Consider the following 12622-nt stretch of genomic DNA (forward strand, 5'->3'; position numbering starts at 1 on the left):
CGTGGCGACACCAGACACAAATCCGCAGCCCTTCAGCTTTGCCAAGCTTAGCGGTGCCAATCGCGACATCGGGTTCGCCGTGGGGATGGTTCTCATCCTGGCGATGTTGTTTATTCCGTTGCCTCCCTTCTTTCTGGATCTGGGTTTGGCGATTTCCCTCGCATTGTCCGTTCTGATTCTCATGGTGGCCCTGTGGATCGGTACCCCCTTGGAATTTAACTCCTTTCCGACGCTTTTGCTGGTCGTCACGATGCTGCGTCTGGCACTCAACGTATCCTCCACCAGATTAATTTTGAGTGAAGGTCATAATGGGCCGGGCGCTGCGGGGAATGTCATCGAAGGATTTTCGCAGTTCATTCTGGGCGGCGACTTCATCATCGGCATTATTGTTTTCACAATTCTGGTGATCATTAACTTTATCGTCATCACTAAGGGCTCTACTCGAATCGCGGAGGTTGCGGCGCGATTCTCGCTGGATGCGATGCCGGGTAAACAAATGGCGATCGATGCTGACCTCGGCGCCGGTGCTATTACGGAGGAGGAGGCGAAACTACGGCGTAAAACGGTCGAGGAAGAAAGCTCGTTCTTCGGGGCGATGGACGGTGCGTCCAAGTTCGTTCGCGGGGATGCTGTTGCAGGGTTGATCATCACGCTGATCAACGTTTTTGGCGGCATTATGATCGGTATGATCAGCCACGGACTGAGCGTGGGCGACGCGATGAGCCGCTATACAGTGCTAACGATCGGTGACGGTTTGGTCACGCAAATCCCGGCGTTGGTCGTGTCTCTTGCCGCTGGTTTGTTGGTGACCAAAGGCGGAACACTGGGTGCGGCGAACGAAGCCGTCTTGGGTCAGCTCAGCAATTTCCCCAAGGCTTTGTATGTCGCGGCGGGGCTGACATTCTGTATCGGTTGGCTGCCCGGCTTTCCGTTGATGATCTTTCTCGCGCTCTCTACCGGGATGGCGGGCTTTGGCTATATCATGCAGAAGTCCTTTGTAGAGCGGGAAAAGGCCGAGAAACTCGCCGCCGCGCGCGACGCGGCACCTGTTGAGAGTGCTGAAGACAAGCTGTCGGATATGCTGCGCGTTGATGATGTCCGGCTGGATCTCGGCTCTGGTCTCGTGCCGATGATTACCTCGGTCAATGCGGCGCTGCCGGGTAAGGTTAAAAGCCTGAGGTCGTTGTTTATAAAGGACTTCGGGTTTGTCTTGCCGTTGGTTCGGATCAAGGACGATGCGGAGCTTCCCGCCTATACCTACGCCATTTCCCTGCAAGGGGTGGAGGCCGCGCGTGGGGAAGTGGACCCGATGATGATGATGGTGATCAACCCGTCGGGGCAAGAAATTAACCTTCCCGGCAAACGCACGCGCGAACCGACCTTCGGGTTGGAAGCGATCTGGGTTGACGAAACGCGCGCATCCGAAGCCGAGCTTTTGGGGATGACTGTCGTTGATCCGGAAAGCGTGATCACCACGCATCTGACCGAGGTGATCAAGGAGCATATGCCCGAGATCCTAACCTATGCAGCGACGCAGGAATTGATCGAGGGGCAGGGCAAGGAATATCAGAAACTGCTTTCAAGCGGCTCGGACAGCAGCTCGGCTGTTATGTTGCAGCATGTCTTGCAGGCGTTGCTAGCAGAGCGGGTGTCGATCCGAAATCTGTCGATGATCATCGAAGCGGTCGCGGAGGCAAGCGCCACGTCCAAGAATATCCGCACAGTGATCGAGCACGCCCGTAGCAAACTGGCTAAACAAATTTGCCAATCCTTGAAGGATTCTCAAGGATATGTGCCGGTCATAAATCTGGGTGGAGATTGGGAGCGCGAGCTTGCGAGTTCGATCTCTAAAGCGAACGGGGAAGAAACTTTCCTGATGTCGCCGTCGCGGGTGCAGGAATTTGTTCTTGCAGTACGCAAGGAAATCCAGAAGTTTTCGAGCGCAGATGAATGGCCGGCCATTTTGGTCAGCCCGCAAGCGCGGCCCTACGTCCGGTCTATCCTCGAACGGGTGAGCCCCATGACCCAAGTGATTTCGCACAACGAAGTCCACCGCAAAGCGTCGCTACGTACTGTTGGCACCGTCGGTTAACCGATCGTGGCAATCGAACCCTTCATCTCGACGCTATTTTTCTCTTTTTTCGTGGTGTTTGCCCGCATTGGCACGGCGCTGATGTTTATGCCCGGGTTTGGGGAGGTCCAGATTCCGGTGCGCCCGCGGCTGTCCTTGGCGGTGCTGATCAGTCTTTCCCTGCTTCCGCTGACGCCCATTGCAAGCGCGCTGCCTGATAGCGCGGTGACCGCGGTGTTCCTATTGGGCGCCGAGGTGCTGATCGGGCTGTGGATTGGTCTTTGCGCGCGTATCCTATTGTCAGCATTGCAGTTTGCGGGGTTCCAGGTCGGGCAGGTGTCTGGTTTGGCAAACGCTTTTGGCCCGTCGTTCGGGTCGTTTGAAGGCGCGACGATGGTGGCGACCTTGCTGTTGATGAGCGCGGTGACCATGATCTTTGTCACAGACACCCATCATCTGATCATCCGCGCATTGCTTGCCAGTTATCAGGTGTTCCCGCCCGGACAGTTCGTGCTTGCCGATCTTGCTGATCAAATACTCCGTGTCGCGAGTGCGAGCCTTTACATCGGGACGGCAATTGCGGCCCCCTTCTTTGTGATGGGTGTGATCTTGAACCTTGGCATGGGGCTGGCAAACCGGATGATGCCACAACTGCCCGTGTTTTTCGTGGCGGCATCGCTGTTGATCGGGGCAGGGCTGCTGATCCTTGCTATCGCCCTGCCGGCCATGCTTGATTACTTCCTAGTGCGATTCCAGGAGTGGATCATGGGCTTTAGGATCTAATCATGGCCGAGAATAGCGACAGCACGGAAAAGACCCTAGAGCCGACTGAAAAGAAGCTTAAGGACGCGCGCAAGAAAGGGGATGTCCCGTCTTCAAAGGAGACGGGAAACATGGTCGTTGTCGTGGCAATGTTGGGGATCGCCGCCTTGGTCTTGCCCTATCAGGCCCCGCAAATCGTCGTCGCGCTGTCGGTTCTGCTGGACCATTCCCCAAATCTAATGGTCGCCACGGGAGAGCCGGGGGTGATCCGGCTGGGGCAGATCATGAGCGAATTTTTTTATATGATCGTGTGGGCAGTCCTTCCTATCTTTGGCGTTTTGTTTTTGGGCGGCGCGATTGGCGCTGTGATTCAGGGTGAAACCGTCGTCGCGGCAGAGCGTATCAAACCAAAGCTTTCCAAATTGTCACCGCTGGAGGGGTTGAAGCGTCTTTTTTCGGCCAATGCACTGGTCGAATTCGCGAAAAGTATCGTCAAAGTCTTGGCAATCGGTGGGCTTGCCGTGTGGTTCACGAATGAAGCGGTGCGGCGCATCTGGACCTCGTCGGGCTTTATCCCCGAGCATCTGCCCGGCTATCTGACCGCCGCTGCTGTTAAGCTGTTGATTGCGGCTGCAATTCTGCTTGTACCAATCGCGATTGCCGATATTCTGTGGCGTCGTTTTGATTGGCGGCGCAAGCAAAGGATGAGCCAGAAAGACATCAAGGACGAACATAAGGAATCCGAAGGCTCCCCCGAAATCCGGCAGAAACGGGCGCGTCGCCGGCGCGAGCTGTCACAACAGCGTACAATCACTGCTGTGCCTTTGGCGGATGTCATTCTGACCAACCCGACCCATTATTCAATCGCGCTGAAATACGACCCGGCGCAGGATATGGCCCCGGTCTGTATCGCCAAAGGTGCGGATCATCTGGCGCGGCGCATCCGCGAAGTGGCTGCGGAGCACGATATTCCGATGATCGAGAATAAACCGTTAACGCGAATGCTGTATGACGAGATCGACGTCGATCAGGTCATTCCCGTCGCCCATTGGGAAATTGTCGCCGAAATCATCAGCTTCGTCTTTGACCTACGCAACAATAAAAAGCGGGCGGCACCGCAGGGGTCTACCCTGCGGACCGATCCATATTAACGAAGCTTGATACCTGTAAGATCTTGATCCGCCGGAAGCTGCGAACGTTCCAGAATGATTTTGGAGACGGCGCGCGCCCGTACAGGCGGGATCTTTGCAAGGATAGGCGCGGCTGTTCTTGGCTTCATGGTACCAAGAATCATAATCGTCGTCTCGATGTCCAGATCATCCATGATACGCGCCGCATCGGTCGGCTTCATATTCGTGTAAAGCTGGATCAGACGATCAAGGTCTTCGGTCTGCGCGGCATCAACGCGACCCAGCAGATCCTCGATAGAGGTCTTGAGCTCGGTCAGAGATGCTTTTTCGATGTTAAGCCGTTCGCGGGCCAGCGCAAATTCAGCACGTTGGTTTTCCAGCTCTTCCTGCTGCAACCGCACCAATTCGCGCTCTTTCGTGAGCGAGATCAAAACGTCTTCGGGCGCTTCGCAGCCGTTTGAAAGTTCGGGCAGGTTGCCCACCAGCGGCGGGGCATCCTGAACCGGCTGCAGGCCCGTTTCCTCTTTGGTTTCAGCGGCAAGAACGACCATCGGCTGCTGTGGCAGCGCACTATCCTTGAACAAGGGCAATTCAGGAAAGGATAGCGCGGCTTTGGCGCAGAGCGTCAGGGCCAGCCCCCCAAGGATAATTTTCCCGTTCAACATACCTGGTCCAAACATCTATCAGCCCTTTGCCGCAGAAGAATTTTCGAAAAACGCGCGCACCATCTCTTTTTTATCCCGTACCACGCGCACGCCATTGCGTTCTGCCGGCGCTTGCTTGGTCGCGCGGCGGCTGGCGAAAGAGGCGGCTGTTTCTTCGGGCGGGGGAGGCGCTTCGACGGGGGCCGGCGCACGTTGCGCGGTTTCGATGCTTTCGCGCATGTGGTGCACAGATTGTTCGGATTTATCGACCGCAGAGGAGAATTGTTCGACCAGCGGTTCAAGCTGTTTCAACGTCGCCGTCAGCTTGCGCAATTTCATCGAAACCACGTAGCCATAGCCGATGCTGCCGATCAGCAATACGACGATCAGGCTGTCAATTATCGTTGCCATCATCTTCGTGGTCCTCCAGAATTTCCAGCTTTTCGGTAATTTGCACAGCCACATAGCCGTTGTTACGTTTGCCCAACGACACGTTGAACATCGGGGTGTCGGCGCAGGTCACAGTAGCATCGCGGCCTTCCTCGATGCCGAAATCAATCGTGTCACCGGGCCGCCATGACATGATTTTTTGTAGCGGAAAGACGTTTTCGGACAGGACAACATCCAGATCGACGTTCGCGCGTTCGATCTGCGCCCCGATCAACCCGCGCCATTGGTCTTGCGACACCATACGGTCGCCGAAATAGACTTTGCCCAAGTCGGGCAAGATCTGTTCAAGTGCGTCATAGGGGATGACAAGATCAAGGTTTCCGGTATTTCCGGCAAGGGTCAACGACAGCCGTAACCGCGCGCAAAGGCTTGTGTTTTTGGCAATCGCGGCACCTTCGGCCTCGGTTTCGATGCGATCGAGTTCGAGGTTCGCAGCCCCCACAACCGACAAAGACCGCTCCAACTCGGCAAAGACGGCAGAGGCAAGCCGTTCGCCAAAGCCGAGCTCGATCGCGGTAAAGGGATCGGTGTTGTCGAGATCGACGTTCTTGGCGTTCCCGCCCAGCATCAGTTCAACCGCGGTCATAAGCACCGCTTGATCCATCACCACAAGGATTTCACCGACAAAGGGGTGACCCGTGCCAACGGCCAGAAACGTGGGCTTGGGCAGCCCTTCGATCACTTTGCCCATGGGGATATAGTCAAGCGAGGCCAGTGAGGCTTCGCACATGGCGCGCATCAGGTCGGGCAGGGCAACCGACAGGTTTTCGACCATGCGATCGCCAATGATGTCGAGCATGGGCAGGCGATCAAAGGTGAAATCCGACATGCGGATGATTTCGTCGATCAGGGTGCTGCCTGCTTCGTCGGGTCGCCGTGCTGTTGTGTCGCTCTCGCTCATCGCCGCCTCCTACTGCACGATCAGGTCTTTGATCAGGATTTCCTGCGGCAAATCGCTGCCCACGGCGGCGCGCGCCCGTTTCAGCAGTTCGGCCTTGATATAAAGAATGCCCGCCATGCCGCGCACGTCGTTTTCGGTCAGCCCCCGCAGGTAGCCGTTGAAAAGATCGCGCATGAAGGGCTGACGTTCGACCATCAGCTTGTCCGCGCCCGCATCGGGCCGGTAGGCGACCATCAGGTTCACCTTAAGAAACGCCGATGTCGGGGTGCCGTTCTGATCGAAACCTTGGATGTTGGTCAACATCTCGCCCAGATCGATCAGCCCTGTACTTGCGGCCTTGGTGTCATCGGCGTGGTCTTCGGCATCACCCTCGTCCTTGGCGTGATCGTTTTTACCATGATCTTCCGCGTCGGCGTGATCATCCTTGGTGTCCGTCTGGTCGGCTTCTTCGCTTTTATACTCGGGCTCGAAGGCTTCGGCGTCTTTGACGTAGGCCGCACGGGCAAGGAAAAAGCCGCCGCCCAAGGATACCACGCACATGAGTGCGGCCGCGATCAGCATTTTGCGCGACCCGCGTGGCCGGTCCGCTGCGTCAGCAGAGGCGGCCTGCTTTGCCGCAGCTGGCTTTTTTTTCGCTTTGTCGGCCATGTGGAAACCTTAACTTGGTGTTAATGCCACATTCCCCTTTTAAGGGCAAAAACACAAGGTTAAAAATTGTTTAATACTTGCCTTGAGGCATGAATTGATCAATATATTCACAACAAATCGATGCTGAGGGGCCCCATGCAAGGATTAATCGACAATCTCAAGTCGCTCGGTAAAAACAAGCTCATGATGCTTGGTGGGGCAGGCATTGGTGTGGTGCTGTTGATGATTCTCGGCATTGGTGCCGTGACCCGTCCGGACTACGCGCCGCTCTATTCGAATCTGTCGATCACCTCCGCCAATTCGATCGAGGCGACGCTGGCAAACGCCGGCTTCAACGCGATGGTCTCTGAAGACGGCACCAGCATCTCGGTTCCCCGCGGGGACGCGGTGCGGGCGCGTATGGTTTTGGCCGAAACCGGCATGCCCATCGATGGAGATCCGGGATGGGAGCTGTTCGACGAAAGCAGCGGGCTGGCGATGAACTCCTTCCTGCAGAAGATCAATAAGATGCGCGCGATGGAGGGGGAGCTCGCCCGCTCCATCCAGACGCTTGACGGGATCTCGTCTGCGCGGGTTCATCTGGTGTTGCCCGACCGCGAGCCTTTCTCCCGCGATGCGCCAGCGCCGCGTGCCTCTATCATCCTGCGCCCCGAATCCGGCCGTGCGGTGACCCGCAAGCAAGCCGTGGCGGTCAGCAATCTGGTCGCCTCTGCCGTTGCAGACCTGGATATTTCGCGCGTCACCGTTCTGTCGGCCAGTGGCGAGACGATCCTGGCGGAAGGGCCGGACGGCAGCAGCCAAGGCGGCGTCCAATCCGCCAAAGCAGGCATTGAAGACCGCCTGTCGCAAGAGATCCAGAACATCCTGACAGCGCGGGTCGGCGCGGGGAACGCGCGCGTTCATGTGAACGTCGAATTGACCACGCAGCGCGAAGTCATTGTCGAGCAGACATACGACCCCGACCAGCAGGTCGTGCGGTCGACCGAGACGAAGTCCGAAGACCAGACCGGCACGAAAGAGGCTGGCAACGTCGGTGTGGAAAACAACATCCCTGCCGCTTTGGCCGATGGCAATGGGGCAGGGACCTCGACCCGCCGGTCAGAGGCTGACGAGATCGTGCAATATGAGATCGGCAACACGCGCCGCGAGATCGTGCGCGAAGCCGGCGACGTGCGGCGCATGTCGGTCGCGGTTCTGGTGAACGGGATCTACAACGTTGACGGGTCAGATGTGATCTACGCTGAACGCACGCCGGAAGAGCTCGCGCGGCTTGGCGAACTGGTCAAAACTGCCGTCGGATTCGACACTACACGCGGGGATAGTGTCTCTGTCGATAGTATGCGGTTCATGGATTATTCGATGGATCTTGGCGATCCGATCGACAAATCTATCGGGGATGAGCTGACCGAGAATGTTGTGTCTATTGTGCGCGGTGTTCTGGCCCTGCTGGTTGTCGGCCTGATCCTTGTCTTTGGCGTGCGGCCCATGCTGCGCAAGTTCAGCGAAGGCGATCAGCTCAACAGTTACGAAGATCCCGCCCTGACCGCAGAAAAGGCCGCCGAACCCGCCGCACTGACAGCGGAAGGCCAGCGCCCCAAGCTGCCTGGCACCACGCCAGCCGTCGCGGATATTGCCGAGGATGACGACCCGCTGACTGTCACGGATGATGATATCGAAGCTGCGGAAGTGGCTGAATACGTGCGCAAGGAGGGCATCCGTGGGAATCTGCACAAGAAAAAGATCGAGACGATCCAACAGCTTGCAGATGAGAAACCCCAAGAGGTTCTGCGCGTGATCCGGTCGTGGCTTCCTGCCGAGGCGGGCGCATGATCGATCTTTTCGCCCGAAATTTCGACAGCGACAATGCGCCCGCAGCGCCCGTCACTACAATCGACGAGGAAGAGCTGAACCTGCGTCTCGCCGAAGCGCGCAAGCAGGGCTTTGATGCCGGGCGCGCCGTCGGGCAACAAGATGCAAAGGCGGAGTTTGACGCGCAAGAGGATGCACGACTAGAGGCGGAGAGCGCTGAAATCCGTGCGCAGCTTGACGCGCTGATCGCGCAAGATACGAGACAATGCCGCGCAACAGAGACTGATATCGTGGAACTCTTCCTCGGCATCGGCGACCGGCTTGTCCCAGAGTTGCTGCAAAACTACGGCGTCGATCTGGCCATTGGTCGCATCCGTGAAAGCGTCGCCCTAAGCCGCAGTACACCGGTTCTGTCCATCACCGCCTGCCCCGAAGTCGCCGCGCGGCTGAAAGCCGAGCCGCCGGTTTGGCTACCTGCATCAACAGACACCGCGTCGATCAAGATTGTCGCGGATAGCGATCTTCCCCGTGGTGCGGCGCGGGTCGTCTGGCAGGGCGGGAAGCTGGAATACGATCTCGAAGAGGCAACCACGGCCGTGCGCAGCGCCTTGCAAACCGCCGCCGTTGAACTGACCGCAACCACAAGGATTGCTGAATAATGCTACATAATGACCAGGATAAAACCCAAGCAGACCTGACCGACAGCAACGCTCAGGATGCAGAAACCAAAGCGCCGGCGGGTCTGGATGGCAAAAGCCTCGATGCGATCTTTGGTGTCAAACTGGACGTCCGTGTCGTTCTGGGGCGCAGCCGTATGCCGATCTCGGAACTGCTGAACCTGACCAAAGGGTCGGTGATCGAGCTTGACCGCCGCGTGGGTGAACCCGTCGACATCATGATTAACGATCGCATGGTCGCGCGCGGTGATCTGGTGCGCGTGCAAGGGGATTCCCTTGGAGTTGCGCTGCGTGAGATCGTCAAAGACTTCGTCTCAGAAATCTGATGTCCCCCCGTTTGCTGCCCCTGTTTGCACCGCGCGTGATGTGTGGTCTGGCCTTGGTTTTGGCCGGTGTCATCGCGTCCGCATCGACTGGATGGGCACAAGAGGCAGACCTTGGCAGCATGGTGCGGGACCTCTCTTCGGCTTTCGGTGACGTAACGCCGGGCACGGACGAGGGGGCCAGCCTGTCGGGCCGTCTGATCCAGCTGTTCGCGATCATTACGGTCCTGAGCGTGGCACCGGGGCTTTTGGTGATGGTCACGAGCTTCACCAGATTCGTCATTGTTTTCTCGATGTTACGGCTTGCGCTTGGTCTGAACCAAACGCCACCGAACATCGTGTTGAACGCTATGGCGCTGTTCATGACCTTCTTTGTGATGCAGCCGGTGTTCGAGGATGCGTGGGAGGGCGGGCTGGTCCCTTTGATGGAAAACGCCATCATCGAAGAACAAGCCGTGCGCAATATATCCGAGCCGTTTTACAACTTCATGTTGGTGAATACGCGCGACAAGGATCTCCAGCTTTTCACCGATATTGCGGATGAAGCGTCGCCGCCCTCGGACGGGCCTGCTGCGCTGCCAAGCTGGCGGGTGCTGGTGCCCTCCTTCATGATTTCGGAGCTGCGTCGCGCGTTTACCATCGGCTTCCTGATTTACCTTCCATTCATCGCGATCGACCTGATCGTGGCATCGGTTTTGATGAGCGCAGGCATGATGATGCTGCCGCCCGTGTTGGTTTCGCTGCCCTTCAAGGTCATCTTTTTCGTACTGATCGATGGGTGGTACATGCTGGCTGGATCGCTGATTCAATCCTACGTTTCCGGATAAACCGCCGCGGTCATAAATAGCCATGTCAAACAAGAATAGTTTCGGCTATCCTTGTGCGATAATATCCAGCCTGCGGGAATCGACGATCTCATGAACCAGTTTGTACCCCTTCGCAAACATCGCCACATGTCCGGCGCGCAGAAATCGGCGATCCTTTTCCTGTGTTTGGGCGAGGAGAGGGGCGGCGCGATCATGCAGCAGCTTGATGTTGATGAGATTCGCCAGATCACCACCGCTATCTCGACGATGGGCGAAGTCGACGCCGGTATTGTCGAAGAAATCATCTCGGAATTTGATGAAAAAGTGAATCACAGCGGCAGTGTGGTCGGCTCGATTGATGCTGCGCGCGGATTGCTGAAAGAATTCCTCCCCGAAGATCGTGTTGCTGAAATTTTGCAGGAAATTGACGGCAAAAAGATCGATAACGTTTGGAAAGACCTGTCGGATCTGGACGAGAAGGAGTTGGTCGCCTTTCTCCAGAAGGAACACAACCAAACGATCGCGGTCATCCTGACGCGAATCCGGCCTGACGTCGCAGCGAAGGTATTGCCGCTGTTGGGGGCCGAACGCGCCGCCGATCTGATTGAGCGCATCATGGGCATGGACAAGCTGCCGATCGATACGATTCAGAATATCGAAAACACATTGCGTGAAGATGTGTTGGCCAGGGCCGGGAACAGCGCTGAAGCCCGGATCGAGAGCCAGTTGGTGTCGATTTTCAACAAACTCGACGAAGATATGTTGGTTAATCTCACCCGCAACCTGGAAGAGCGTCAGCCTGATAAGCTCTTGTCGATCAAGCAAAAAATGTTTGTTTTCGATGATTTGGTTAAATTCAACGAAATGATGTTGGGTAAAATCATGCGCGAAGTGAGCGGGAATACCCTGCCGATGGCGCTGCGTGGTGCCAAGAAAGAAGTGCGTGAACATTTCTTGGCGTCCTTGCCCTCGCGATCACGCGGAATGCTGCAGGATGAAATGTCTTCAATGGGCCCTGTCCGGTCCAAAGATGTTAAAGGTGCGCAGGCTCAGTTGGTCGAAGCCGCATTGCGTTTGATGTCGGAAGGAGAGGTATCCTTGCCCGAAAACGACGACGATATGATGTCTGATATGCCGAGCTGATCAGCGATACAGGCGCGAAGCAGAGAATGTGACAGCCGTCACATCGATTGTGATCGGCACGAACTGGCCGCCCAGATTATACGACTGCAAAAGATCCAAGGCGATGGAATTTGCTTGAAATCCCTGTGGGTTAACGACGTCCGAAATGGCAATATAACGTGCGGTCAGCCTTTCACGTTCTGCGGGATCAGCAAGCTTCTCAAGATCGAATTTGTCCTCTAGCAGCTCTTTTTGTTTGTCGAGATCAAGCGAGGACATCTCTTCGGGCAAGGATAGCGCGACCTGAAAGAAGTTGGTCAGCTTTTCACTGGCGAGAACTTCAAACCAGTTGTCGATTTCGCTAAATTGGTCACGAAATTCCAAAACGGTCCCGACGGTCTCGTTCTGAGCATCATTTTCGTTGATGTACTGCCGATTGTAAAAGCGGTTTGTGACTTCATCAAGGAACGATGGGTCGGTCAAATCCGGGGTTTGAGGCCCAGCTTCCGTTGTAAATCCAAGGGCCAAATGCATTTCGCGAAACCGACTGTCGGTTAACCGGTTCAGCAGTGACGAAGGCTCAACCGGATCAGATTCCAGCATTTTTCGGATCAGACCTTTGCCGAAAATTTGATCTTCCAGGTCAAAGGCGCGCATCACAAAACTATAGACTTCATAATCAGCGACGAGCTCTTCCGGGGTGGAAATATCGCCGATCCTGTCGCGAAAAGCTTCTTCGGCACGCTTGTTGGCAGCGGTATCGCGCAAAAGATCAAGTTGCTTGTCGCGTGTCGCATCTATCAGCTTGAGCGCGGTAGAACTGCCTAAACCTGAGATGCTGATCATTGGGTCACCCTATTCCGCCGCCGTAGCGGTGTTCTTTTCCCGGATCATTTTAAACAGTTTCTCTTCGTATTCGATCAGGGGGCGTAGGGTGCGCATCGCTTTGTAAAAATCCGCGGCAGACACATGCGCTGCGGCATCAAAGATGTGGCTGGCCATCTCGTCGTGGAAAACCGGCGCAAGGGCACCGAGTTTTCTTTGAATGATCGACACCAGTTTTGTGCGGGTCGACGGTTCAAGCAGGGCGGTCTGGATGAAGAAATAAACTTCTTTCACAGGGGTGCGCTCTTCATCCTCTTTTAACAGATCGGCTTCACGCACGATATCAGCCTGATTCTCGATCACAATCATCTGACGGCGATCGGTGTTGCGCACGACACAGCCGTTTATCAGGATCCGCTCGTTCGGTTTCAGGGTTAATCGCAGCGCCATAAAG

14 protein-coding genes are annotated in these 12622 nt (G+C 56.2%); 8 read left to right on the forward strand and 6 right to left on the reverse strand.

Annotated features, from left to right (window positions below; translation table 11 throughout):
- The first annotated feature begins 1 nt into the window (after position 1).
- From flhA to B4F27_RS03325, 3 genes are read left to right on the forward strand one after another with little or no spacing between them, the layout of a single operon-like run.
- Positions 2–2092: a flagellar biosynthesis protein FlhA gene (flhA, locus tag B4F27_RS03315; protein WP_286758855.1), complete on the forward strand. Its 2091-nt coding sequence runs from the start codon at positions 2–4 to the stop codon at positions 2090–2092.
- 6 nt (positions 2093–2098) lie between these two features.
- On the forward strand, positions 2099–2854 hold the full coding sequence (locus tag B4F27_RS03320) for a flagellar biosynthetic protein FliR (protein ID WP_005849041.1): 756 nt from the start codon (positions 2099–2101) through the stop codon (positions 2852–2854).
- 2 nt (positions 2855–2856) lie between these two features.
- Positions 2857–3984, forward strand: a complete 1128-nt coding sequence (locus B4F27_RS03325; protein ID WP_005849043.1) for an EscU/YscU/HrcU family type III secretion system export apparatus switch protein — start codon at positions 2857–2859, stop codon at positions 3982–3984.
- Here the strand turns inward: B4F27_RS03325 and B4F27_RS03330 are convergent.
- Genes B4F27_RS03330 through B4F27_RS03345 form a run of 4 tightly spaced genes read right to left on the reverse strand, consistent with a single transcriptional unit; the run spans position 3981 to position 6606 of the window.
- A complete protein-coding gene (locus tag B4F27_RS03330; RefSeq protein ID WP_005849044.1) occupies positions 3981–4643 on the reverse strand; it encodes a MotE family protein in 663 nt (220 codons plus the stop codon). The two genes, B4F27_RS03325 and B4F27_RS03330, sit on opposite strands and share 4 nt — an antisense overlap.
- A 3-nt stretch (positions 4644–4646) precedes the next feature.
- A complete protein-coding gene (locus B4F27_RS03335) occupies positions 4647–5021 on the reverse strand; it encodes a hypothetical protein (RefSeq protein WP_005849045.1) in 375 nt (124 codons plus the stop codon).
- On the reverse strand, positions 5002–5958 hold the full coding sequence (locus tag B4F27_RS03340) for a flagellar motor switch protein FliM (RefSeq protein ID WP_005849047.1): 957 nt from the start codon (positions 5956–5958) through the stop codon (positions 5002–5004). The genes B4F27_RS03335 and B4F27_RS03340 overlap by 20 nt, the downstream gene beginning before the upstream one ends.
- 9 nt (positions 5959–5967) lie before the next feature.
- Positions 5968–6606, reverse strand: coding sequence for a flagellar basal body-associated FliL family protein (locus B4F27_RS03345; protein WP_278375735.1), 639 nt, complete (start codon positions 6604–6606; stop codon positions 5968–5970).
- Between the two features lie 135 nt (positions 6607–6741).
- Between B4F27_RS03345 and fliF the strand changes: the two genes are divergently transcribed.
- The 5 genes from fliF to B4F27_RS03370 all read left to right on the forward strand — a co-directional run bounded on the left by fliF (position 6742) and on the right by B4F27_RS03370 (position 11364).
- Positions 6742–8436 (forward strand): flagellar basal-body MS-ring/collar protein FliF, encoded by a 1695-nt coding sequence (fliF, locus tag B4F27_RS03350; protein ID WP_180829511.1) that lies wholly within the window; start codon positions 6742–6744, stop codon positions 8434–8436.
- A complete protein-coding gene (locus B4F27_RS03355; RefSeq protein WP_286758856.1) occupies positions 8433–9074 on the forward strand; it encodes a flagellar motor switch protein FliH in 642 nt (213 codons plus the stop codon). Before fliF ends, B4F27_RS03355 begins: the two co-directional genes overlap by 4 nt.
- Complete coding sequence (fliN, locus tag B4F27_RS03360) at positions 9074–9418, forward strand: flagellar motor switch protein FliN (protein ID WP_064216629.1); 345 nt, start codon at positions 9074–9076, stop codon at positions 9416–9418. The genes B4F27_RS03355 and fliN overlap by 1 nt, the downstream gene beginning before the upstream one ends.
- Positions 9418–10242: a flagellar type III secretion system pore protein FliP gene (gene fliP / locus B4F27_RS03365; RefSeq protein ID WP_286758857.1), complete on the forward strand. Its 825-nt coding sequence runs from the start codon at positions 9418–9420 to the stop codon at positions 10240–10242. The genes fliN and fliP overlap by 1 nt, the downstream gene beginning before the upstream one ends.
- A gap of 90 nt (positions 10243–10332) precedes the next feature.
- The gene (locus tag B4F27_RS03370; RefSeq protein WP_286758858.1) at positions 10333–11364 is read left to right on the forward strand and encodes a flagellar motor switch protein FliG; all 1032 of its coding nucleotides are present in this window, start codon (positions 10333–10335) and stop codon (positions 11362–11364) included.
- Here the strand turns inward: B4F27_RS03370 and B4F27_RS03375 are convergent, their stop codons facing one another.
- Positions 11365–12189, reverse strand: coding sequence for a DUF1217 domain-containing protein (locus B4F27_RS03375; protein WP_286758859.1), 825 nt, complete (start codon positions 12187–12189; stop codon positions 11365–11367). It lies immediately after the preceding gene.
- Positions 12190–12198: 9 nt separating this feature from the next.
- A complete protein-coding gene (locus B4F27_RS03380; RefSeq protein ID WP_286758860.1) occupies positions 12199–12618 on the reverse strand; it encodes a flagellar biosynthesis repressor FlbT in 420 nt (139 codons plus the stop codon).
- Between the last annotated feature and the right edge of the window lie 4 nt (positions 12619–12622).

The organism is Sulfitobacter sp. UBA1132, assembly GCF_002311545.1.
GTDB lineage: Bacteria > Pseudomonadota > Alphaproteobacteria > Rhodobacterales > Rhodobacteraceae > Sulfitobacter > Sulfitobacter pontiacus.